Source organism: Agrobacterium sp. RC10-4-1 (genome assembly GCF_014138475.1).
GTDB lineage: Bacteria > Pseudomonadota > Alphaproteobacteria > Rhizobiales > Rhizobiaceae > Agrobacterium > Agrobacterium pusense.
Window position 1 is genome coordinate 69956 of sequence record NZ_JACJIT010000006.1, and the last position, 23123, is coordinate 93078.

Genomic DNA, 23123 nt, shown 5'->3' on the forward strand with positions numbered 1-23123 from the left:
TTATGCGTCTTGAAAGCGTCTTTGGTTTGAAAGGCCGCACGGCGCTCGTCACCGGTTCCAGCCGCGGCATAGGGGCAGCCATAGCGGAAGGGCTGGCGGGGGCCGGCGCGCATGTCATCCTGCATGGCGTGAAGCCGGGTGCGACAACCGCCGTGCGGCAACGCATCGCGGACGGCGGCGGCTTGGTCCAAGAGCTGGCGGGTGATCTCTCCGAACCGGGCGCCGGGCGCGATCTTGTCGAGCGCGCCGAGACGGTCGCACCGGTTGATATTCTCGTCATCAATGCGAGCGCCCAGATCAATGCGGTACTGTCGGAGCTGAAGCCCGATGATCTGGCGTTTCAGCTGGCTGTCAATCTCGGGTCGACAGTGGACATGCTGCAGATGATCCTGCCGCGCATGGCGTCGCGAAAATGGGGAAGGGTGGTTTCCATCGGCTCGGTCAACCAGTTGCGGCCGAAGGGCATCGTCACCGCCTATGCCGCCACCAAGGCTGCGCAGCATAATCTGATCCAGAGTCAGGCGCGCGACTATGCGAAGGACAATGTTCTCCTCAACACTCTAGCGCCCGGTCTGGTCGATACGGATCGCAATGCCCATCGCCGGGACGAAGACCCCGAAGGCTGGGCTGAATATGTCCGGACCCTGAACTGGATGGGACGAGCCGGTCAGCCGGAGGAAATGGTGGGCGCCGCCATCTTCCTGTCTTCGCAGGCCTGCAGCTTTATGACCGGCGAGAGTATTTTCCTGACGGGCGGTTATTGACTTCTCCGCATATCCTGCGCGGAGAAGCGTTTTTGAAGCGTCTACTCATGAGAAGCGGTGCGGTCCGTCCGTTTCATTGTCCGCCAGCCCGGATCATTCGGCGGGCTGCGCTGCCGGAGACCCACCCGGATGCCTTCGCTCCGCCGAGAGGCTGCGCTGACCAAGCCCAATGATCGTCACCGTTGAAAGGCTTGCGGCGACCGACACCCAGAAGCCATTGTCCGGGCCGAAATTGTCGATCACCCATCCCGAGACGAAAGCGCCCAGTGCCATGCCGATACCGATACCGGTCATGACCCAGGTCACGCCTTCCGTCAGCATCGATTCCGGCACCCGGCGTTCAATCAGGCCGAAAGCGGTGATGAAAATGGGAGAGATTGCCACACCGCTGAGGAACACGGCAAAGGCAAGCAGGGCGACACTGGATGCCGCGACGAGGAGCGGCAGCGCCGTCAGCGCAAGAACGCTGACAGCGATCAGCAATTGCCGGTGCAGCGGCGTTTTCGGGTTGAGCGCACCAAGAAGCAGGCCGACGACGAAGGAGCCAATGGCATAGACGCCGATGACGAGGCTGGCCGCTTCCGGCTGGCCGAGTTCCTTGGTGATGGCGACGGCGCTCACCTCGGCGGTGGCGAAAGTCGAGCCGACGAAGATGAGTGCGACCGTGATGATCTGTACCGGACGCAGCCATATTGCAGAACGCTGCCGACGGCCGCCCTCGACCGGACGCACTTTGGGTTCTGTGGATCGCTGCAGAAGAAAGGCAAATGTTCCGACCGCCAGAAATGCCGTGCTGATCATCATGCCCGCTTCTGGAAAAAGCGAAACCGCAAGCCCGACGGAAAGCGATGCACCCGCAATGTAGACAAGTTCGTCAGCCGCGGATTCGAAGGCAAAGGCCGTATTCAGTTCCGGCCGGTCCCGAAAGAGTTCCGTCCAGCGGGCCCGCATCATGGCGGGGATGCTTGGCATGGCGGCGGCGAGGAAAGCGGAAAGAAACAGCGTCCACGCCGGCCATCGCTGATTGGTAGCGATGATCAACGCCGCAAAGGCGAGGACGGATAGAATGGTCGCGGGGATGAGAACGCTGCTTTGGCCCCGGCGGTCCACCAGCCGCGAGATTTGCGGCGCGACGGCGGCATTGGTCAGCGCGAAGGTTGCCGATACGGCGCCTGCCAGCCAATATTCGCCATGCGTTTGCGACAACATGGCCACGATGCCGATCGGCGCCATGGCGATGGGAAGGCGGGCAAAGAAACCTGCGGCAGAAAAGCCTTTGGCGCCTGGAACCCGGAAAATTTCTCTGTATGGATTAGACATCGGATGCACCTTGTTTAGGGAGTATCCACCACACACATACGTGGCGTATGTGAATGAAATAATTGCATACGCGGCGTATGTCAACTAATATACGCGACGTATGTAGATGCTGGAGCAAAAATGCGCAAACCTCGCAGTGAAATGATTGCTGAAACGCGGGCAAAGCTGCTGGCTGCCGGACGCAGGGCGTTTGGCAGTATTGGTTATGCTGAGGCCTCCATGGATGATTTTACCGCCGAGGCAGGGCTGACCCGTGGTGCGCTCTACCATCATTTCGGTGACAAAAAGGGTTTGTTGCTGGCGGTGGTGGCCGAGATCGACGCGGAGATGACAAAAAGGCTTTGCGAGATTTCTTCGAGAGCCTCGACGCGTTGGGAAGGGTTCGTCGAGGAGAATGTCGGCTATGTCCGTATGGCGCTTGAACCGGAAATCCAGAGGATCATGTTTCGCGATGGACCGGCCGTCCTTGGCGATCCATCCCGCTGGCCAAATGCCAATGGCTGTATTTCCGCTGTTTCGCGCAGTCTCGATGCGCTCAAGCAGGAGGGAACGATCGCCGATATCGATTCCGAGGCGTGTGCCCGTTTCATCAATGCGGCAAGCAGCAGCGCAGCCCAGTGGATTGCCAATTCTGACGATCCGGAAACAACGTCGGAACGGGCCGTAAGGAGTTTCCGGACCTTTCTGGATGGATTGCGCATCAGCAAGGGCTGATCCCCGGGCGGCAGCGCCCCGACACCCGATCCTGCAATGTTATCTCGCCTGCCCGGCATGAATCGGGAAAAGCAGCTGTACCCTTGCGCCCTCACCGGGCTTTGAATGGATGTGGGCTTCGCCACCGCTCTGGCGCACGAAACCATAGACCATGGCAAGTCCCAGGCCTGCGCCTCCATGGTCCCCCCGGGTGGTGAAATAGGGTTCGAAGGCCTTGTCCACGGCCTCCGGCGTCATGCCGATGCCCTCGTCCGAGACGGTTATCGCCAGAGTATCCTTCTCGCAGGCCGCCTCGATTGAAATCAGGCCGCCGTCCGGCATGGCGGCCGCGGCGTTGAGGCAGAGATTGAGGATGGATTGCTCGAAGAGGGCGGGGTCGAGCGGGATGGCGGGAAGATCATCATCGAAATCGAGTGCAATCCGGCATTTGGGGCCAACCGCGATCTCGAGAATATCGGCCATGCCGCGCAGGAGATTGGCCACGTTAATGCAGCTTGGATGGATGGGCTGCTGGCTGCCGATGGTCAGCATGCTGCTGGCCAGGGAGCGGCCGCGATCAGCTGCCTTGCGAATGCGGGCAATATGCCGGTTCTGGCGGTCATTGAAACCGGCCTCTCGCTCCAGAAGGCCGAGGCTGCCGGTGATGATGCCGATCATGTTGCCCACCTCGTGGCTGACCTGGTGGGTCATGCGCATGATGCCGTCCAGCCGCTGGGCCTTGACTGCTTCCGCCTCCTGCCGGTCTAGCGCGGTCACATCGCGGGCAAGCAGCACGATGCCGCCATCCGGCTGGCGCGACATCGATATTTCTATAACCCGCTGGTCGGCAGTTCGATGCCGCACCACGGCGCGCTCCAGCAGGTTCCCATGCCCACCATCGAAGGGCAGCAGCGTCGAATCGATTTCGGGAATGGGCTCGACGAACCGGCGGATCGGCAGCTTTCGGGACGAGCCGGAGCGCCCGACAAGTTCGATGATGCGGCGGTTCATGGTGATAGGCCGCCCGGCCGGATCGAACAGCGCTATTCCCTCATTCATGTTGCGGAATGTGGAGCGGATGGTGCGGGCTGCGGCTTCGGCCGTACGCCTGAGGCGAGAGACACGGTCGACGCTGTCGTGGAAGGCGCGAAACGCGTCGAGCAGGCGGATGAGCTCCGTCTCGGGACCCGTATAGGAGGGCGGCCCGACATCCGTTTCCCCCTTGGCGAGGGCATTCATGCCGTTGGAGAGCGTCACGATCCCGCGCGAGACACGCATCACCGACCGGATCGAAAAAATCGCCACGATGAGAACCAACAGCGAGGCAACGGCGACAATGATCAGCAGCCGGTTGAGAGCATCGGAGGTGGAGATAAGATCTTCGTTCAGACTGCGCGCGACCGCGTCGCCCTGCGTTTCGGTCACATGCGAAAGATCGCGCGAGACGGTGTGAAGGCGCGATACCGAGGCGCGGATCGCGAACATCTCCAGAAGGTAACGGCTCTGGGCCTCGAAAACCCGCTCATAGGGCTGAAGCTCGGCAATGGGCAGGCGCTCGCCCGGATAACCCTGCTGACGCGCCGTTGTTTCCGCCACATAGCGGCGGCGCAGTTCGCCAAGTTGAAAAAGACTGTCGGACGCGGACGCGGCCTGTACGATGCCATTCATCCGCCGGCGCAGCTCCGGATCGAGGATACCCTGACCGGTGGCGATTTCGCCGAGCGCGGCTGCCGCCTCCGCCTTGTGGCCCTGCGCGGCATCGGCATCCTTAGCGAGATCGAGTGTCTGCGCTCGGATACGCTGCAGCAGTTCAACGATACGCTCACTCGCAAAGCCGCGTGCTGCCCGCTCGCCGCTGCCCGGCTCTGTCATCTGCAGAAGCAGATCGACCTGCTGGACAACGGAGCGGCTTTCGCTGGAAACGCGATAGGGCGAGGCGGCATTCATCAGGAAAGGTGCACTGGAGACGAGATCGGAGACCTGCCGCGAGACCAGCGAGGCCTTGGCGAGACTGGAGAAGGCCTGCAATCCATAGGCCGCCATTTCATCGCGGGCGCGCTGCAATCCGTAAATCGCGATGGCGGACAGGCTGAAGACGAGGACGCAGGTAAAGACGATCGCAAAGGGCAGGCGAAAGGCGATGGAGGAAAGGAAGGAGCGGCTGATCACGGGTAGGGCTCGCCCTCATCGGTGTGGAGCACGTAACCCTTGCCGCGCCGGGTCTTGATATGGCGCGGCAGATCGGGGTTTATCTCGATCTTGCGCCTCAGCCGCAGCACCAGCACGTCGACGTTTCTGTCGATATAACGGTCGCTCTCCGAACCCAGCCTGTCGAGAATCTGGGAACGGCTGACGGGCTGGTTGGGCGTCTCGGCAAGAATTTCCAGGAGCGCGAATTCGGCGCTCGTCAGTGTCCGGCTGCGGTCCGCGAGGCAGACAGCGCGGCGTGCATCAAGATCGATCGCCCAGTCGCCAAGCCGCAGCGCCGCGCGCCCGTGGTCACGCTCGCTGTCCTTCTCCTGTTTTAGCGAGGGAATTGTCCGGCGCAAGACGGCCTTGATCCGCGCCGTGAGCTCGATTGGTTCGAAGGGTTTGACCACGTAGTCGTCGGCGGCGGTTTCCAGGCCGAGCACCCGGTCGGCGGCACTTCCGGCGGCGGTGACCATGACGATGCCGATGTCGATCTGGCTGCGTAGCCGCTGGGCGAAGGTGCGCCCGGACGTGCCAGGCAGATTGTGATCGACGAGGACGAGCTGCATCCTGTCCTTTGCCAATATCTCGTCGGCCTCCTCTGCGGAGCGCGCACAGGTGGGCAGCCAGCCCTCGGCCTCGACGAGATCCGAGATAAGCTCGGCCATATCCGGATCGTCCTCGACGATCAGAATGCGAACCTTCTGATTAAGCACTGCAACTTCCTCCCGCCACCATCATAGGCATGGTGGCGGCTATCTTCAAAGGCTCGCTGGTTATCTCTCCTGTCATAATTGTAATATCTGTAATCTTGTTCGGCAGTGCGGTGAAAGATTGGTAACCATTCTTCGATTGCGGTGCGGACAGGATGTGACATGCTGTTGATGGAGACTGGAACGGGGAGGTTCCAGGCAGGGAGGCTTAATTGAAAGCATTGACCGCACTTGCGGCGAGCATGGTCCTTTGGCTGTGCGGCGCAGGGCATGGCACGGCCGAACCGAAGTTGAACGTCCTGTGCGGCGTCGATGAGGCCTGGTGCGTGACCATGCAGCGGGCATTCGAAGCCAAGACCGGACTTGAAATTTCGATGGTTCGCAAAAGCACCGGCGAAATTCTCGACCAGATTCGCGCCGAGCGATCCCATCCGACAGTCGACGTGTGGTGGGGCGGCACCGGCGATACACATTTGCAGGCAGGTTCCGAAGACCTACTGGACGAATATCGGCCCGCCAATCAACAGGATCTGTTGCCCTGGGCGCAGAACTTCAATGCGATGTCCGGGTCGAAATCGGCTGGAATTTATGCTGGCGCGCTTGGTTTTGCCTATAATTCGGAACTGCTTGCCAAAAACAGCTTGCCCGCTCCCACCTGCTGGAAGGATTTGGCCAAGGATGTCTATCGCGGCCATATCCTGACCGGCAATCCGAACTATTCCGGCACGGCCTTCACCATGCTCGCCACGCTGGTGCAGCTGTTCGGCGAGGAAGAAGCCTTTGGTTTCATGACGAAGCTGAACCTCAATGTCGTGGGTTATACCAAGGTCGGTTCGGCACCCGTCAAGGCGGCGGCGCGGGGTGAGGTTCTTATCGGGATTTCCTTCATGCATGATGCCGTGACCCAGAAGATCGAGGGTTTCCCGCTGGTCATCGTCGCGCCCTGCGAGGGCACCGGCTACGAGATCGGGGCGGTCAGCATTGTCAAGGGCAACCACAATACGGCGCTTGCGCAGACCTTCGTGGAATTTGCGCTGAGCCCTGAAGGACAGGAAACCGGCGCCATAGCCGGCCAGAACCAGGTGCCGTCCAACGCCCGGGCGACATTGCCGCTGACAGCACCTGATATATCGATGATCAAGATGGTGGATTACGACTTTGCCACCTTCGGCCAGCCGGAAGAGCGAAGTCGATTATTGAGCCGCTTCGACAGCGAGATTCACCCGAGCCAGACCCAGTAGGGCCAAATACCAAAAATCCCGAAACGACAGCACGCGCGCCACAAGGCGCCGCGACCGGCAGCGCCATGTCTGCGCGTGACCCGAAATTCAGACGCAAGCTACAGGAGGATAACCATGCGACTGACGATACTTTCCACTCTGCTTTTTGCCGGTACGGCACTGAGCGCCGTTTCCGCGCAGGCGGCCGGCGAACTGAACCTGATCTGCTCGGCCGATGTCGTCATCTGCGAACAGATGAAGGGCGATTTTGAAAAATCTCATGACATCAAGGTCAATATGGTGCGCCTGTCTTCGGGCGAGACCTATGCCAAGGTGCGCGCGGAAGCCCGCAACCCGAAAACCGATATCTGGTGGGCCGGCACGGGCGACCCGCACATGCAGGCAGCCTCGGAAAACCTGACGCTCGAATACAAGTCGCCGATGCTGGACCAGTTGCAGGACTGGGCGGTCAAGCAGGCGGAGAGCACGGGTTACCGGACTGTCGGCGTTTATGCCGGTGCCCTGGGCTGGGGTTACAACACCGAGATATTCAAGTCCAAGGGTTACAAGGAGCCAAAGTGCTGGGCCGACCTTCTGGCGCCGGAACTCAAGGGCGAAATCCAGATCGCCAATCCGAACTCTTCGGGTACCGCCTATACCGCGCTTGCCTCACTTGTGCAGATCATGGGCGAGGATCAGGCCATCGATTACCTGAAGAAGCTCAACGCCAATATCTCGCAATATACCAAGTCCGGCTCCGCACCGGTCAAGGCGGCGGCGCGCGGCGAGACGGCGCTCGGCATCGTCTTCATGCATGATGCGGTGGCCCAGACTGCGGAAGGTTTCCCGGTCAAGTCAATCGCTCCGTGCGAGGGCACGGGTTACGAGATCGGCTCGATGTCGATCATCAAGGGCGCCCGCAACCTCGACAATGCCAAGACCTGGTACGACTGGGCGCTGAAGCCGGAGGTCCAGTCGCGCATGAAGGACGCCAAGTCCTTCCAGCTGCCGTCCAACAAAACGGCGGAAGTGCCGAAAGAGGCACCGAAGTTCGAGGACATCAAGCTCATCGACTACGACTTCAAGACCTATGGCGATCCTGCCAAGCGCAAGGCGCTGCTGGAACGCTGGGATCGCGAAGTTGGTGCGGTCGCCAACTGATCTGAACTCCGGCGATCGGCATCCCGGCTTTTGAAGCCGGGGTGTTCGCCACTCTTTCATCGGCATGAAACAAGCGAGGTCGGCCATGACACGTGGCAATCGCAGGCTGGACATCGTCCTGGCGTTCGGGGCTTTCGCCCTCATTCTTCTTCCCTGGTATCGCATCGAAGGCGGCTTTTACAGCTTCCGCTGGCTGTCCGGGTTTTTCTCCTCCGCCAGCAATGCGCCAGGTGTGTTGCAGATACTGTCTTATGGAAAACCATGGCTGGTCGGCATTGTCATTTTCTTCCTTGCCGCATGCCTTGTCCGGCCGATCCGTGATCCGATGCGCCGGGGCGGTTTGCTTGCATTCATTGGCGCTGCTGGTCTAGTCTTCCTTGCCTTGCAAGGGCTGGCCATCGGCTTTACCGGCTGGACCTGGACAATCAGCGAAAATCTCTTCGGCATGCTCGCCGATGGCCAGCCGTCCATGGGGGCGGGGGCCGTCGTCATGTCGTTCGTCTTCGTGCTTCTTTTTGCCTTCGGGCTTGCCGAACGTGGTGTCATGAAGGGCGATGCCTTTGTCGTCGGCGCCATTTCCGTTCTGGTTTTCCTCGTTACGGTTTTTGTCTTCTATCCGATCGGCAGTATGCTGGTTGCGTCCGTTCAGGATTTCGACGGCTCCTTTAATGCCGATGGATTCATTCGCAATATCAAGGATCCCGGCATATGGAGCCTTGGCTGCGTCGTGGGTGAGGAGCGCTGCGGTGTTGCCTGGCGCACGCTCTTCCTCGCGCTGATGACCGCCTTCGGTTCGACCGTGCTCGGCCTTGGCTTTGCCCTGATCGCCACCCGTACGCGCTTTCCCTTCAAGAAGGGACTGCGGCTCCTGACGGTGCTGCCAATCATAACGCCGCCTTTCGTTATCGGTCTGGCCCTGACGCTGCTCTTCGGCCGCGCCGGCGTCGTCACCGAATGGCTTTCCTATCTCTTCGGCATTGAGCCGGGTCGCTGGCTTTATGGCATGACCGGCATCTGGATCGCGCAGGTTCTTTCGTTCACGCCCATCTCGTTTCTGGTGCTGATCGGTGTAGTCGAAGGGGTGAGCCCCTCCATGGAAGAAGCCTCCCAGACGCTGCGCGCCGACCGCTGGCGCACTTTCTGGCGGGTTTCCCTGCCGCTGATGAAGCCCGGTCTCGCCAATGCTTTTCTCATCGGCTTCATCGAAAGCATGGCGGATTTCGGCAACCCGCTGGTGCTTGGCGGCACACACGGCGTCCTGTCGACGGAAATCTTCTTTGCTGTCGTTGGTTCGCAGAACGATCCGTCGCGCGCCGCGGTTCTGGCGATCATCCTGCTGTGTTTCACGCTTTCGGCGTTCCTTGCCCAACGCTTCTGGCTGGCAGGCAAGAATTTCGCCACGGTGACGGGAAAGGGCGACAGCGGCGCGCATATCGCGCTTCCGCGTGGCCTGTCCATCGGCGTTCATGCCGTTGTCGTGCCGTGGATGGCCTTCACAATCGTCGTTTATGGCATGATCCTTGTGGGCGGTTTCGTGAAGACCTGGGGTCTCGACAATTCCCTCACCTTCGACCATTACCTCCGCGCATTTTCCGTGAGTTTCTCCAACGGCTCCATCGCGTGGACCGGCGTTGCCTGGAACTCGTTCTGGACGACCATGAAGATCGCGCTGATTTCCGCTCCGCTCACCGCCGCAGTCGGTCTCCTGACGGCCTATATCATCGTGCGGCAGAAATTTGCCGGGCGGAACCTGTTTGAATTTGCGCTGATGATGAGCTTTGCCATTCCCGGCACAGTCATCGGCGTCAGCTACATCATGGCCTTCAACCTGCCTCCGGTGGAAATGACCGGCTCGGCGCTGATCCTGATCGCCTGCTTTGTGTTCCGTAACATGCCGGTCGGTGTGCGCGGCGGCATTGCGGCGATGAGCCAGCTGGACAAGAGCCTCGACGAGGCCTCGCTGACGCTGCGGGCCAACAGTTACCGCACCATTCGCAAGGTCATCCTGCCGCTCCTAAGGCCCGCGATCACGGCCGCACTGGTCTATTCCTTCGTGCGCGCCATCACCTCCATCAGCGCCGTCATCTTCCTCGTCAGCGCCGAATACAACATGGCGACGTCCTACATCGTCGGCCTCGTCGAAAACGGCGAATATGGGGTTGCGATTGCCTATTCCTCCATGCTGATCGTGGTGATGATCACCGTCATTGCCGGCTTCCAGTTCCTCGTTGGCGAGCGTCGGCTGCGGCGCGAAAACCGCGTCGCTGGCCTACCATCCGCTTCCCCCGTTCCTCTTGCCCAGGAGAAAACCGCATGATTTCCGTTAAGCCCGGCTCCGTTACCTTCAAGAATGTCCGCAAGACCTTCGGTGCTTTTACCGCCATACCGGACCTGTCGCTCACCATCGAACCAGGCACGCTGGTAACTCTGCTCGGCCCATCCGGCTGCGGCAAGACGACGACGTTGCGCATGCTGGCGGGCCTCGAACACCCGACGTCCGGCCGCATTCTCATCGGCGATCAGGATGTCACGATGCTGCCAGCCAACGAGCGCGATGTCTCGATGGTCTTCCAGTCGTATGCGCTGTTCCCGCACATGACGGCGCTCGACAATGTTGCTTATGGCCTGCAATCCTCCGGGCTACGCAAGGCGGAAGCGCGGGAAAAGGCGGAAGAGGGGCTGAAGCTTGTCGGCCTTGCCGGCATGGGGCACCGCCTGCCTGCCGAACTTTCCGGTGGGCAGCAGCAGCGTGTCGCGGTTGCCCGTGCCCTGGTGCTGGAGCCGCAGGTGCTGCTGCTGGACGAACCTCTTTCGAACCTCGATGCCCGCCTTCGCCGCCGGGTCCGTACCGAAATCCGTGAGTTGCAGCAAAGACTTGGTTTCACTGCGGTTTACGTGACGCATGATCAGGATGAGGCGCTCGCCGTCTCCGACCGCATCATCGTGATGAAGGATGGAGAGATCGCCCAGTCTGGTGCCCCGCGCGAGCTCTATGAGGCTCCAGCCTCCGCCTTCATTGCCGATTTCATGGGTGAGGCGAATGTCGTGGGCTGCGAAGTGGTAAGGCTGGATGGACCGGACGCAATGGTCCGCGTTGGGGGCATCGATTATCGGCTTTCCGCAGGCAACGCCAGGCTGGGGCCGGCGAAGCTTGCGGTTCGCCCGGGCTCGATTTCAATCGGTCAGCCCGGCGGGCAGGGGGTTGCCGGGCGGGTGCTGCACAGCGCCTATCTGGGCGGCCACGTGGAATACGAGGTGGAAACCGAGATCGGCACGCTTTTCATCATCGATCATATGGCGGAAACCGGCCTGCCGCCGGCAAGCGACGTCACACTCGGCTTCAGGAACCGCGGGATCGCTTTGATCCAGGCCTGATCCCCAGGCAAGCCAGATGCGGTTCCGGTCCGCTTCTGGCTGTCGACGCGCGGTCAGCACGCCGCATTCCAGATCGCCGCCATGCCGGGCGAATAGCTCCGGCAGACGAATCAGTCCTCATGTCCGGCTCCGGAAAGGACACGACATCGCGCCAGTGATGAGAAATTGCAGGCTCCTCGATACAGTTTTTCCTGTGTGAAGAAAAACCGGTTGTTCCGGCGGATTTCTGTTTACTTTTGCCGAGGTTGCGCGCCATCACGCTGACTGAATTCGCTGCCAGGCGTATCGTAAACCACGGAGGATGAGATGAAGGCACTGGTGCTGGAAGAAAAAGGGAAGCTCGCGCTCAGGGACTTTGACATTCCCGGTAAACTCGGACCGAAGGATGTGCGTATCCGCACCCACACGGTCGGCATTTGCGGCTCCGACGTCCATTATTATACACATGGCAAAATCGGACATTTCGTGGTCAACGCCCCGATGGTGCTCGGGCACGAAGCCTCTGGAACGGTGATCGAAACCGGCGCCGAGGTAACGCATCTCAAGGCTGGCGACCGTGTTTGCATGGAGCCGGGTATTCCCGACGCAACGTCTCGCGCGTCGAAGCTCGGCATCTACAATGTGGATCCGGCCGTCCGTTTCTGGGCGACGCCCCCTGTGCATGGTTGCCTGACGCCGGAAGTCATTCATCCCGCTGCTTTCACGTACAAGCTGCCGGACAATGTGTCCTTTGCGGAAGGCGCCATGGTTGAGCCCTTTGCCATCGGCATGCAGGCGGCGCTGCGTGCCCGCATCCAGCCGGGCGATGTCGCCGTGGTAACAGGCGCCGGTCCGATCGGCATGATGGTGGCGCTTGCCGCGCTCGCGGGCGGCTGCGCGAAGGTCATCGTCGCCGATCTTGCGCAGCCCAAGCTCGATATCATCGCCTCTTACGATGGCATCGAGACCGTCAATATCCGCGAGCGCAACCTCGCCGAAGCGATCGCTGAGGCGACGGACGGCTGGGGCTGCGATATCGTCTTTGAATGCTCGGGCGCTGCCCCTGCCATTCTTGGCGTTGCCGCCCTCGCACGACCGGGCGGCGCAATCGTGCTCGTCGGTATGCCGGTCGATCCGGTTCCGGTCGATATTGTCGGCCTTCAGGCCAAGGAACTTCGGGTCGAGACGGTTTTCCGCTACGCCAATGTCTATGATCGCGCCGTGGCGCTCATCGCATCCGGCAAGGTCGATCTGAAGCCGCTGATTTCTGCGACCATTCCCTTTGAAGACAGTATTGCCGGTTTCGACCGTGCGGTGGAAGCGCGGGAAACGGACGTCAAACTGCAGATAGTGATGTCGCAATAAGTGCCAGACATTCGCTCGCTGATGCATAAGCGGCGAAAGGTGCGCGGAAAAGTATAAGTAGGGCCTGCCTGTGGCAGGCAGGCCTTACTCCAAAAATTCATCACAGATCGCCTCCTGATGAGAATTGTTTGGGCGCATCACGGCAAATTGAGCAAAAAAAACAGGCTCTCCGCAACGTTGACTGTCAATCACGCTGAGGCACTATTCAATTTCTGGCAAAAAACAGTCAAAAAAGTATCGGTAATTTCTCCGGCGTGATGTGGATGTTTAGCCGCGGCCCGCCCTATGCTCCTCATCAACGCCTGGGACGAGCCATAAAGAGGAATGGCTTCGCTTCGCAAATGCGGCGGACGTGACTGATGGGAGGAACCATGATGCAGCCCGATCTGGAACTGGTGCACATCCGCAAGGGCGAATCTTTCGCTGCCTGGCGGCATGGCTATCCGTTCCGTACCGTGCGCTGGCATTATCATCCCGAATATGAAATTCATCTGGTCGTCGCGACGTCAGGCACCTTCTATATCGGTGATTTCGTCGGCCGTTTCGGCCCCGGTCAGCTCATCATGACCGGCCCCAATCTCCCCCAGAACTGGATCAGCGAGATCGAGCCGGACGAAATCGTGCCGACGCGTTCCCTCGTGATCCAGTTTCCGGAGAGTTTTATCGAGGATGCCTGCGCCTCCATGTCCGAGATGGAAGTGGTGCGCGGCCTGCTGGACCGCAGCCGTCGCGGTATTCTCTTTGACGACGAGACGAGCGATCGGGTCCGCCCGCTGATCCTTCGGCTTATCGAGGCGCAGGGCCTGACGCGTCTGGCACTTTTCTGGGAAATTCTCGATCTCTTGGTCAATGCGCCGACATCCGAGGTGCTGGCAAGCCTCAGCTACGAACTGGATCTGACCGGGATTGGCGACAGCGGCATCAATCGCGCCCTCTCTCATCTGCGCGAGCATCTGACCGAACAGGTGGAGGAAATCGATCTCGCCGACATGGTGGGCCAGAGCCCGAGCGCCTTCTCCCGGGCCTTCAAGCGCCATACCGGCACGACGCTGGTGCGCTATCGCAATCAATTAAGGATCGATCTTGCCTGCCAGATGTTGCTGGCGGATCAGGATGTGAAGGTGGCCGAGGTCTGCTACGATGTTGGCTTTTCCAATCTTTCCAATTTCAACCGGCATTTCCTGAAACTCAAGGGAATGTCACCGTCGAGGTTCCGAACCATTTTTGCGGCCCAGAAGGCAGCTGTTATGGCGGAGTAAACCAGCGACACATCGCCGATTTTTACCAATTCGGGCAGAGGTCTGTCCGGAAACGGGCACTTGTTGCCCCAACTTTCCTAATGGGAGGAAGAATGAGATGAAAATGAAATCCAAGTTTCTGATGGCGACAGCCGCAATTGCAATGATGGCCGCTCCGGCGCTGGCGCAGGAAAAGCTGAAGATCGGCATGACCTTCCAGGAGCTGAACAACCCCTATTTCGTGTCGATGCAGGAAGCGCTGAAGGAAGCTGCGGCAAGCATCGGCGCTGACGTTGTCGTGACCGATGCCGGCCACGATGTGGCAAAGCAGATTTCCGACGTTGAAGACATGCTTCAGCAGAAGATCGACATTCTGCTTCTCAACCCAACCGACAGCGCCGGCATCGAAGCCGCCGTGCACGCTGCCAAGGCTGCCGGCGCAATCGTCGTTGCGGTTGACGCCAACGCCAATGGCCCGGTCGATACCTTCGTCGGCTCGAAGAACCGTGACGCGGGCTACAAGTCGTGCAAGCATCTCGGTGACGCGCTCGGCGGCAAGGGTGAAGTCGCGATCCTCGACGGTATCCCGGTCGTGCCGATCCTTCAGCGCGTCGAAGGTTGCAAGGCTGCACTCGCCGAATTCCCCGAGATCAAGCTGGTCGATACACAGAACGGCCGTCAGGACCGCTCCGTCGCTCTGGGCGTCGTTGAAAACATGATCCAGTCGCGTCCGAACCTCGCCGGTATCTTCTCGGTGAATGATGGCGGTGCGATGGGCGCTCTGGCTGCTATTCAGGGTTCCGGCAAGGACATCAAGCTGACCTCGGTCGACGGTGCTCCGGAAGCTGTGAAGGCGATTGCCGAGGGTGGCCCGTTCATCGAAACCACCGCGCAGTTCCCGCGTGACCAGGTGCGTGTCGGCCTCGCCATGGCGCTCGCCCAGAAGTGGGGCGCTCGCGTCGTGCCGAAGGAAGTCCCGATCGACGTTATGGTCGTCGACAGCAAGAACGCCGGCGAGTTCAGCTGGTAAGAACTCCTCCCAGGCTCCGTCCCCGCTTTATGCGGGGGCGGGGTTAAATCCCGACCATTGAGGAGGGTGAAATGCTGGAACTGAATGGAATAAGAAAAAGCTTTGGCAAGATCGAAGTCCTGCGCGGCGTCGACCTTGAGGCGCGCGCCGGCGAGGTGCATGCGCTTCTGGGCGAAAACGGCGCCGGCAAATCGACTCTTATGAAGATCCTGAGCGGCATCCTGCAGCCCTCGGAAGGAACGATCCGCATTGACGGCATGGATCGCCGCTTCGCCAATTACGATGAGGCGATTGCCGCCGGTGTCGGCATCGTGTTTCAGGAATTCAGCCTGATCCCTTATCTCAACGCCGTTGAAAACATGTTCCTTGCCCGCGAAATCCGCGGGCCGCTGCGCCTTCTGAACAAGGGCGCGATGCGCAAGCGCGCAGCCGAAATCATGGGCCGGCTCGCCGTGGATGTACCGCTCGACGTGCCGGTGCACCGCCTTTCCGTCGCCCAGCAGCAATTTGTCGAAATCGCCAAGGCCTTGTCACTGGATGCCCGCATTCTCGTGCTCGACGAGCCGACCGCCACGTTGACGCCTTCCGAGACCGAACATCTGTTCAAGGTCATGCGCGAACTGCGACGTCAGGGTGTCGCGATCATCTTCATTTCGCACCACCTCGAGGAAATATTCGAGATCTGCGACCGCATCACCGTCCTGCGCGATGGCGAGCTGATCGGCTCTTGCCTGACGTCGGAGGTCGACAATGACCGCCTGGTTGAAATGATGGTCGGCCGGCGCATCGAAGCCAGCTTCCCGCCGAAGCCGCAACTCGATCCTTCCGCCGCGAAGGTGATCGAAGTCGAGGAGCTGCAACTGAAGAAGGGCGGCCCTGTCTCGCGTTTCGCGCTGCGCAAGGGCGAAATTCTTGGTTTTGCCGGGCTCGTTGGCTCAGGCCGCACGGAAACAGTTCTCGCCATGCTCGGCGCGCATTCCGCGACGCGCCGCAAGATCAAGCTCGATGGTGTGGAGACGCGTTTTTCCGGCCCCGATGATGCGCTGATGCGCGGCATTGGCCTGCTGCCGGAAAGCCGCAAGGAAGAGGGCCTGATCACCAGCTTCTCCATCCTGCAGAATATCTCGCTCAACAATTACGGCAAATACCGCAAGGCGCACTGGTTCCTCGATCTCAAGAAGGAACTGGAGTACACGACAAAGGCCATGGCGCAGGTGCAGGTGAAGGCACAAGGGCCTTACGCCCGCGTCGACACGCTGTCCGGCGGCAACCAGCAGAAGATCGTTATCGCGCGCTGGCTGAACCACGACATGCGCGTGCTGATCTTCGATGAACCGACACGTGGCATCGATGTCGGAGCGAAGGCAGAAATCTATTCGCTGATGCGCGAATTTGCTGCCAGGGGCCATTCGATCATCATGATCTCCTCGGAACTGCCGGAAGTCATCGGCATGTCCGACAGGGTCTGCGTCTTCCGGTCCGGCGGCATCGTTGCCACGGTCGAGGGAGACGACATCAATTCAGAAACAATAATGACAAACGCCACCACCGGGAGAGTTGAACATGTCGCTTGATGCAAACACCGGCGTTGCCGCGAAAACGGGCGGTTTCAGTCTCAGTGCCATGCTGCGCTCGCCGCTCGCCCTGCCGCTGGCGGGTCTGATTGTCGTATCCATCCTGATGGGGCTTGCGAGCGACAATTTCTTCAGCCTCAACAACATCATGAACGTGTTGCGGCAGGTTTCCGTCGTTGGCATTCTGGCCGTCGGCATGACTTTCGTCATTCTGACCGGCGGTATCGACCTGTCGGTCGGCGCTGTCATGGCGCTTATCGGAACGCTTTCCGCTGGCCTGATGGTGAACACCGGCCTCTCGCCTGCAATTGCGCTGCCGGCCGGCCTGTTCATCGGTCTCGGCATCGGCATCTTCAACGGGGCGCTTGTCGCCTGGGGCAAGATGCCCGCCATCATCGTCACGCTCGCCACCATGGGCATGGCCCGTGGCCTTGGCCTTATCTATTCCGGCGGCTACCCCGTCAGCGGTATTCCGAGCTGGATTTCCTGGTTTGGTGTCGGCCGTATCGGTGTGGTTCCCGTCCCAGTCGTCATCATGGTGGTGATCTACGCCATCGCCTGGGTGCTGTTGCAGCGCACCGCTTTCGGCCGCCACGTATATGCGCTCGGCGGAAACGAGCTGGCAGCCCGTCTTTCGGGCGTGAAGACCCAGCGCGTCAAGCTTGCCGTCTATGGCATCTCGGGCGTCACGGCAGCATTTGCGGCACTGATCCTCACCGGTCGCCTGATGAGCGGTCAGCCCAATGCCGGTGTCGGCTTCGAACTCGATGCCATCGCGGCCGTTGTTCTTGGCGGCACGGCGATTGCAGGCGGCAGGGGCCTCATTCTCGGCACGCTCATCGGCGCGGTGCTGCTCGGCATTCTCAATAACGGCCTCAACCTGATGGGCATCAACCCCTATCTGCAGGATGTCATCAAGGGCGGCATCATCCTGCTGGCCATCTATATCGGACGGGAATGGCGCTAAGCCGGCCCGGAAATATCTTCATAAACGCAGGAGAATTAAATGTCTGAATCGCTGCAAGGCAAGATTGCGGTCATCACCGGCGCCGCATCCGGCATCGGGCTTGCCACCACAGAAGCGCTGTTGGAACAGGGCGCGACCGTGGTCATGGTGGACTGGAACGAGAAGGCCCTCAATGATCTGGTTGCCAAGCTTGGCGACCGCGCCATCCCGCAGGTCACCAATCTGCTCGATGCCGACAGCTGCAACGCAATGATCCCTGAGATCCTCAAGAAGGTCGATCATATCGACATTCTCTATTGCAATGCCGGCACCTATATCGGCGGCGATCTCACCGAGACGACGCCGGAAGCCATCGACAAGATGCTCAATCTCAATGTCAACGCCGTCATGAAGAATGTTCATGCCGTCGTGCCGCACATGTCGGAGCGCAAGACGGGTGACATCATCGTCACCTGCTCGATTGCCGGCCACTTCCCGACCTATTGGGAACCGGTCTATTCGGGTTCGAAATGGGCGATCACCAGCTTCGTGCAGGGCATGCGCCGCCAGATGATCCCGCACGGCGTGCGCGTTGCGCAGGTCTCCCCTGGCCCGGTCGTTTCCGCACTGCTGGCCGATTGGCCGGAGGAAAACCTCCGAAAGGCCAAGGAATCCGGCAGCCTGATCGATGCGAGCGAAGTGGCCGATGCCGTCGTCTACATGCTGACACGCAAGCGCACCGTCACCATCCGCGACATGCTGGTCTTGCCGACCAACTTCGACCGCGTTTAAAAAATCCCTGGGCGGCGGAAAGACCGGACACGGTCCCGCCGCCCAACCCTTTCCAGCATCGGATGATCCCCTCCGAGGAGTATCGCAAATGGCTTCCTATCTTGTTGGCGTCGATGTCGGGACCGGCTCGGCGCGGGCCGGTGTCTTCGACGTCTCGGGCAAGCTCCTCGCCACCGCCAAGCGTCCGATCAGCATGCATCGCGAAGATGGCGGCATTGCCGAGCAATCGAGCGCGGAAGTGTGGCAGGCGGTTTGCGACAGCGTCCGGGAGAGCGTCTCACGCGCTGGTATCGATCCTGTCGATGTTGCCGGGATCGGTTTCGATGCCACCTGCTCACTCGTCGTTCGCGGGCCGGACGATGAGACCCTGCCGGTTGGCGCTGCCGATCATCCCGAACGCGATATCATCGTCTGGATGGATCACCGTGCCGTTGAACAGGCGGAGCGCATCAATGCCGGAGAACATGCGGTTCTTAAATATGTCGGTGGCCGCATCTCTCCCGAAATGCAGACGCCGAAGCTTTTGTGGCTTCGGGAAAATCTACCGGATGTCTATGCCCGTGCCGAACACTTCTTTGACCTGACGGATTTCCTCACTTGGAAAGCCTCCAGTGCACTTGATCGATCCGCCTGCACGGTCACCTGCAAATGGACCTATCTCGCCCACGAGAACCGATGGGATTCGGAATATTTCAACAATATTGGCCTTGGCGATCTGGCGGAACAGGGCTTCCGCCGCATCGGTGAAAGCGTCGTCCATCCGGGCACGGCGCTCGGCACCGGTCTGACGGAAGACGCCGCAAAGGCGATGGGGCTGGTGGCAGGCACCGCCGTTGCTGCGGGCCTGATTGATGCCCACGCCGGCGGCGTCGGTACGGTTGCTGCGGGTGGCGATGCTTCGAAATGCCTTGGTTATGTTTTCGGGACCTCGTCCTGTACCATGACGACGACAGCCGAACCCGCCTTCGTGCCTGGCGTCTGGGGGCCTTATTATTCGGCCATGGTTCCCGGTGCGTGGCTGAATGAGGGCGGCCAGTCTGCTGCCGGTGCGGCCATCGATTATCTGGTTCAGCTACATCCGGCAGTCCCCGAAGCGAAGGTGCTTGCCGAGAAGGATGGCAAAGCCTTGCCGGTCTGGCTTGCCGACCGCGCCCTCGGCCTCGCCGAATCCGCTTCCGCCGCAGCAAAGCTTGCAGAGGATTTTCATGTGGTGCCGGAATTTCTCGGCAACCGCGCACCCTTCGCCGATCCCCATGCCCGTGCGGTCGTTGCCGGATATGGCATGGAAACCGGCGTGGATTCCCTTGTCGCGCTTTATGTGGCCGGGCTTCTCGGCCTTGGTTACGGGCTTCGTCAGATCATCGAAACGCAGGCCCGCAACGGCGCGCCGGTGGAAACCATCAGTGTCAGCGGCGGTGCGGGTGCCCACCCGCTTGCACGGCAGTTGCTGGCCGATGCGACCGGGCTTCCCGTCGAATTGACCGAATGCGAGGAGCCGGTGCTGCTTGGTTCGGCCATGCTGGGCGCCGTCGCCGCCGGAACCTATCCGGACCTGATGGCGGCGATGCCCGCGATGTCGCGTATCGCCAGCTGTGCGGCTCCCGATCCCGCTTTCCAGATGGTTCATCAGGCACGCTACGACGCCTTTCTTGCGTTGCAGAACGCAGCGCGCGCCATTCGCGCCGCCAGCCATTCCTGAACCGCGTCACAAGCTTAGATCATCCGGCCGCATTGGCCGCAAATAACGAGGATTCCATGCAGTTTTCCGGAAAATCCGTCATCATCACCGGCGCAGGCAAAGGCATCGGCCGCGCCTGCGCGCAGCTGATGGCCGCACGCGGTGCGGAGGTCGTGGCGATCAGCCGCACGCAGTCCGATCTCGACAGCCTCAGAAGCGAAATCGGCGGACGTTCGATCCGTGCCGATCTTGCCGACGTCGCCGCCACCCGCGCCGCCATGGCCGAAGCCGGCACCTGCGATTTCCTGATCAACAGCGCCGGCATCAACGTGCTGGAAAGTGTGCTTGACATGAGCGATGCAGGCTACGAGGCCGTGCTGGGCATCAATCTGCGCGCAGCCATCATCACCTGCCAGGAATTTGCCCGCGCCCGTGTTGCAAGGGGGGGCGGTGGCGCCATCGTCAACATCACCTCGATTGCAGGGCATCGCGGCTTTCAGGATCACCTGTGTTATGCGGCGTCCAAGGCCGGGCTTGAGGGCGCAACCCGCGTGCTTGCCAAGGAACTTGGCCCGCATGGTATTCGCGTCAATGCCGTCGCTCCCACCATCACACTCACTGAACTGGCTGCGGAAGCGTGGAACGATCCGGTCAAAAGCCAGCCTATGATGGTGCGTCATCCGCTCAACCGCTTCGCAGAAGCCGAAGAGGTGGCGCAGAGCATCGCGCTGCTGCTTTCCGATGACAGCAAGATGATTTCAGGCGCCGTATTGCCAGTGGACGGCGGCTTCCTCGCCGTTTGAGCGAAACAACAGCTGCTCTCGGCGCAGGCCGATTGAAACCTGAAAAAATCGATGCGCGGGGTGCGATACGCATTGCCCGCGCATTTCATCTATGGCGGATGGAGTTAGTTCAGGTCCGGGTGCCGGCCGACGAGCTGACTGCGTTTCGCCTGCAGAATTTCTTTCTGCTGTTCCAGTTTGAGAAGCTCCTCGTCAATCTCTTCAACGCTTTTTTCGATGTGCAGATATTGCGCGGCGAGAAGCGATTTCGCCTCTTTGCGGCTGGAGGCGTTGGGCGTATCGCCATAGAGAGGCCGGTTCGCCGTCTCTTTCAGGAAGAAAGTGGTGACAATGCCGAAGACAGCGGCGACCATGAGGTAATAGGCCGGCATATAGATGTTGTCGGTCGCTTCCACCAGCCAGGCCGTGGCCGTTGGAGTCAGGCCGGCGACGATGATCGAGATGTTGAACGCGATCGCCAGGGCGCTATAGCGTATGCGCGCCGGGAACAGAGCGGGCAAGGTCGAGGCCATGATTCCGATCAGGCAGTTCAGCGCGACGGCAAGAATAAGCAAGCCGAAGAAAATCTGGACCACCTGCCCGCTGGCGATAAGATGGAAAGCCGGTAGCGAGAGAAAAAAGATCGCCGTGCTGCCGACAGCGAGGAAAGGTTTGCGGCCTATCCGGTCGCTCAAAAGCCCGATGGCCGGCTGGACGAACAGCATACCCACCATGACGGCGATGATGATGAGGACGCCGTGATCCTCGCTGTAATTCAGCGTCTTTGACAGGTATGTGGGCATGTAAGTCAGCAGCATGTAGTAGGTGACATTGGTGACGAGAACCATGCCGATGCAGATTGCCAGCGAACGGAGATGTTTGCTGGTGATCTCCGCGATGGGGACCATGGGCCGTTCCTTCAGCGACTGACGGTCCTCCTCTTCAGCGCGGTGAAGGCGTTCGGTGAAAGCCGGCGTCTCCTCCGCGGCGTGGCGAAGATAAAGGCCGATCAGTCCGAGCGGAGCGGCAAGGAAGAACGGAATGCGCCAGCCCCAGTCAAGAAATTTCGCCTCGCCCATGGCGGTGCTGAGCAGCACCACCAGCCCCGCGCCAAGCACAAAACCGGCAATCGAGCCGAAATCGAGCCAGCTGCCGAGATAACCGCGTTTTCGGTCGGGCGCATATTCCGCCACGAAGATGGCCGCACCGGTATATTCTCCGCCCACGGAAAAGCCCTGAACGAGCTTGCAGAGCAGCAAAAGGATAGGGGCCCAGATGCCGATGGTCGCATAACCCGGAATGAGGCCAATGCAGAAGGTGCTGGCGGCCATGATGATAATGGTGAGAGAGAGGACCTTCTGCCGCCCGAACCTGTCGCCCATCGCCCCGAAGAAAACGCCACCTAGCGGACGAATGAGAAACGGCACCGAAAATGTCGCAAGTGCCGCCACTGTCTGAACGGCGGGCGCAGCCTCCGGAAAGAAGACCTTGCCAACGGCGTAAGCGACAAAGCCGTAAACACCGAAATCGAACCACTCCATGGCATTTCCGAGGGCGGCTGCCGTCACGGCTTTTTTGACCTTCTCGTCATCGATGACGGTCACGTCGTCAATGCTCAGCGGGCTGGCCTGAATCTGACTGTTCAATTGTTGTCCCCTTGAATGCCTTGCAACCATTTATTGCGCGACGTGAAAATGCGTGACATGCGCATGTGTTCCATTTGCAGGCGGAAGCGGTGCGGGGGCGGGGTGTGCCCCAATAAACGAACGCCCGGCAATGGCCGGGCGCTTGTGAAGTCTGGTGGGATGTATTCAGTGACGATGCTCGGGCATGTCCTTCAACTGATCCTTCGTCCATGAGGTCACCGCGTGGACATCGCCGTCCTCATCGCGCATGAAATCGAGATCGCTGAGCGGAACTGCGACGGGCTTTGCGCCGATGCCGAGAAAGCCGCCGACATCGATGATCGCCGTGCTGCCGGCGCCGACGCCGTGTACGTGGTCAACCTTCCCGACCTTGTGGTCATCGGCGCCATAGACGGTCGCGCCTTCTAGAACCGACGGCGTCAGTTCGGTTTCAACCAGACGTACGTGATTGCTATGATCCATTTTTTCCTCCTGTCATGGTTTACAGGAACGAAACTCCCGCGCTGCAAAACCGTTCCATTGGCTGTTGGTCGCAGTCATTGCGCTGCCTTGCTAACAGACCTGCAAGCTTCCGGAATGAACATGCCGATACTTTGTCATTCGATAGTCATGTTTGACCGAGGAAACCCTCTTGAAATTAATGAACGCGTGTGCAAT

19 protein-coding genes are annotated in these 23123 nt (G+C 60.2%); 14 read left to right on the forward strand and 5 right to left on the reverse strand.

The genetic code is table 11. From position 1 onward, the window contains the following. Positions 1-2: 2 nt before the first annotated feature. Entirely contained in the window at positions 3-764 is a 762-nt protein-coding gene (locus FHW77_RS17425) for an SDR family NAD(P)-dependent oxidoreductase (RefSeq protein ID WP_044459761.1), read from the forward strand. A gap of 93 nt (positions 765-857) precedes the next feature. Here the strand turns inward: FHW77_RS17425 and FHW77_RS17430 are convergent, their stop codons facing one another. Continuing rightward, positions 858-2084: an MFS transporter gene (locus tag FHW77_RS17430; RefSeq protein WP_006698679.1), complete on the reverse strand. Its 1227-nt coding sequence runs from the start codon at positions 2082-2084 to the stop codon at positions 858-860. Positions 2085-2204: 120 nt separating this feature from the next. Between FHW77_RS17430 and FHW77_RS17435 the strand changes: the two genes are divergently transcribed. Further along, positions 2205-2798: a TetR/AcrR family transcriptional regulator gene (locus tag FHW77_RS17435; protein WP_004438189.1), complete on the forward strand. Its 594-nt coding sequence runs from the start codon at positions 2205-2207 to the stop codon at positions 2796-2798. Between the two features lie 39 nt (positions 2799-2837). Here the strand turns inward: FHW77_RS17435 and FHW77_RS17440 are convergent, their stop codons facing one another. After that, complete coding sequence (locus tag FHW77_RS17440) at positions 2838-4946, reverse strand: sensor histidine kinase (protein WP_044459763.1); 2109 nt, start codon at positions 4944-4946, stop codon at positions 2838-2840. Next, positions 4943-5683 carry a response regulator transcription factor gene (locus FHW77_RS17445; protein ID WP_004438193.1) on the reverse strand — a complete coding sequence of 247 codons (741 nt, stop codon included), beginning with the start codon at positions 5681-5683 and terminating at the stop codon, positions 4943-4945. Before FHW77_RS17445 ends, FHW77_RS17440 begins: the two co-directional genes overlap by 4 nt. A gap of 209 nt (positions 5684-5892) precedes the next feature. Here FHW77_RS17445 and FHW77_RS17450 point away from each other — a divergent pair, with 209 nt between their 5' ends. The 12 genes from FHW77_RS17450 (at position 5893) to FHW77_RS17505 (ending at position 20841) form a co-directional block, all read left to right on the forward strand. Next, positions 5893-6921 carry an ABC transporter substrate-binding protein gene (locus FHW77_RS17450; RefSeq protein WP_487272281.1) on the forward strand — a complete coding sequence of 343 codons (1029 nt, stop codon included), beginning with the start codon at positions 5893-5895 and terminating at the stop codon, positions 6919-6921. A gap of 114 nt (positions 6922-7035) precedes the next feature. Continuing rightward, positions 7036-8061 (forward strand): ABC transporter substrate-binding protein, encoded by a 1026-nt coding sequence (locus tag FHW77_RS17455; RefSeq protein ID WP_003503939.1) that lies wholly within the window; start codon positions 7036-7038, stop codon positions 8059-8061. Between the two features lie 85 nt (positions 8062-8146). Next, on the forward strand, positions 8147-10378 hold the full coding sequence (locus FHW77_RS17460) for an ABC transporter permease (RefSeq protein ID WP_044459764.1): 2232 nt from the start codon (positions 8147-8149) through the stop codon (positions 10376-10378). After that, positions 10375-11436 (forward strand): ABC transporter ATP-binding protein, encoded by a 1062-nt coding sequence (locus tag FHW77_RS17465; protein WP_037091001.1) that lies wholly within the window; start codon positions 10375-10377, stop codon positions 11434-11436. Before FHW77_RS17460 ends, FHW77_RS17465 begins: the two co-directional genes overlap by 4 nt. A gap of 306 nt (positions 11437-11742) precedes the next feature. Continuing rightward, positions 11743-12780: an NAD(P)-dependent alcohol dehydrogenase gene (locus FHW77_RS17470; RefSeq protein ID WP_044459765.1), complete on the forward strand. Its 1038-nt coding sequence runs from the start codon at positions 11743-11745 to the stop codon at positions 12778-12780. A 374-nt stretch (positions 12781-13154) separates the two neighbouring features. Further along, positions 13155-14039 carry an AraC family transcriptional regulator gene (locus FHW77_RS17475; RefSeq protein ID WP_004438205.1) on the forward strand — a complete coding sequence of 295 codons (885 nt, stop codon included), beginning with the start codon at positions 13155-13157 and terminating at the stop codon, positions 14037-14039. A gap of 97 nt (positions 14040-14136) precedes the next feature. Beyond that, positions 14137-15048: an ABC transporter substrate-binding protein gene (locus FHW77_RS17480; protein WP_004438208.1), complete on the forward strand. Its 912-nt coding sequence runs from the start codon at positions 14137-14139 to the stop codon at positions 15046-15048. A gap of 71 nt (positions 15049-15119) precedes the next feature. Next, complete coding sequence (locus FHW77_RS17485) at positions 15120-16622, forward strand: sugar ABC transporter ATP-binding protein (RefSeq protein WP_006698672.1); 1503 nt, start codon at positions 15120-15122, stop codon at positions 16620-16622. Further along, positions 16612-17589: an ABC transporter permease gene (locus FHW77_RS17490; protein ID WP_004438211.1), complete on the forward strand. Its 978-nt coding sequence runs from the start codon at positions 16612-16614 to the stop codon at positions 17587-17589. The genes FHW77_RS17485 and FHW77_RS17490 overlap by 11 nt, the downstream gene beginning before the upstream one ends. 39 nt (positions 17590-17628) lie before the next feature. Next, entirely contained in the window at positions 17629-18360 is a 732-nt protein-coding gene (locus FHW77_RS17495) for an SDR family oxidoreductase (RefSeq protein ID WP_004438213.1), read from the forward strand. Positions 18361-18448: 88 nt separating this feature from the next. Next, entirely contained in the window at positions 18449-20059 is a 1611-nt protein-coding gene (locus FHW77_RS17500; RefSeq protein ID WP_044459766.1) for an FGGY-family carbohydrate kinase, read from the forward strand. A 56-nt stretch (positions 20060-20115) separates the two neighbouring features. Further along, positions 20116-20841, forward strand: a complete 726-nt coding sequence (locus FHW77_RS17505) for an SDR family oxidoreductase (protein ID WP_037091203.1) — start codon at positions 20116-20118, stop codon at positions 20839-20841. 104 nt (positions 20842-20945) lie between these two features. Here FHW77_RS17505 and proP read toward each other — a convergent pair whose 3' ends face one another. Then, positions 20946-22466 (reverse strand): glycine betaine/L-proline transporter ProP, encoded by a 1521-nt coding sequence (proP, locus tag FHW77_RS17510; RefSeq protein ID WP_004438219.1) that lies wholly within the window; start codon positions 22464-22466, stop codon positions 20946-20948. 165 nt (positions 22467-22631) lie between these two features. Continuing rightward, positions 22632-22928, reverse strand: coding sequence for a PRC-barrel domain-containing protein (locus tag FHW77_RS17515; RefSeq protein WP_004438228.1), 297 nt, complete (start codon positions 22926-22928; stop codon positions 22632-22634). Between the last annotated feature and the right edge of the window lie 195 nt (positions 22929-23123).

Coding starts and splice junctions, on each gene's coding strand:
- FHW77_RS17480 (WP_004438208.1), top strand. CDS start 14,137: ATGAAAATGAAATCCAAGTTTCTGATGGCGACAGCCGCAATTGCAATG.
- FHW77_RS17485 (WP_006698672.1), top strand. CDS start 15,120: ATGCTGGAACTGAATGGAATAAGAAAAAGCTTTGGCAAGATCGAAGTC.
- FHW77_RS17495 (WP_004438213.1), top strand. CDS start 17,629: ATGTCTGAATCGCTGCAAGGCAAGATTGCGGTCATCACCGGCGCCGCA.
- FHW77_RS17475 (WP_004438205.1), top strand. CDS start 13,155: ATGCAGCCCGATCTGGAACTGGTGCACATCCGCAAGGGCGAATCTTTC.
- FHW77_RS17490 (WP_004438211.1), top strand. CDS start 16,612: ATGTCGCTTGATGCAAACACCGGCGTTGCCGCGAAAACGGGCGGTTTC.
- FHW77_RS17430 (WP_006698679.1), bottom strand. CDS start 2,084: ATGTCTAATCCATACAGAGAAATTTTCCGGGTTCCAGGCGCCAAAGGC.
- FHW77_RS17515 (WP_004438228.1), bottom strand. CDS start 22,928: ATGGATCATAGCAATCACGTACGTCTGGTTGAAACCGAACTGACGCCG.
- FHW77_RS17470 (WP_044459765.1), top strand. CDS start 11,743: ATGAAGGCACTGGTGCTGGAAGAAAAAGGGAAGCTCGCGCTCAGGGAC.
- FHW77_RS17465 (WP_037091001.1), top strand. CDS start 10,375: ATGATTTCCGTTAAGCCCGGCTCCGTTACCTTCAAGAATGTCCGCAAG.
- FHW77_RS17455 (WP_003503939.1), top strand. CDS start 7,036: ATGCGACTGACGATACTTTCCACTCTGCTTTTTGCCGGTACGGCACTG.
- FHW77_RS17505 (WP_037091203.1), top strand. CDS start 20,116: ATGCAGTTTTCCGGAAAATCCGTCATCATCACCGGCGCAGGCAAAGGC.
- FHW77_RS17500 (WP_044459766.1), top strand. CDS start 18,449: ATGGCTTCCTATCTTGTTGGCGTCGATGTCGGGACCGGCTCGGCGCGG.
- FHW77_RS17435 (WP_004438189.1), top strand. CDS start 2,205: ATGCGCAAACCTCGCAGTGAAATGATTGCTGAAACGCGGGCAAAGCTG.
- FHW77_RS17460 (WP_044459764.1), top strand. CDS start 8,147: ATGACACGTGGCAATCGCAGGCTGGACATCGTCCTGGCGTTCGGGGCT.
- FHW77_RS17425 (WP_044459761.1), top strand. CDS start 3: ATGCGTCTTGAAAGCGTCTTTGGTTTGAAAGGCCGCACGGCGCTCGTC.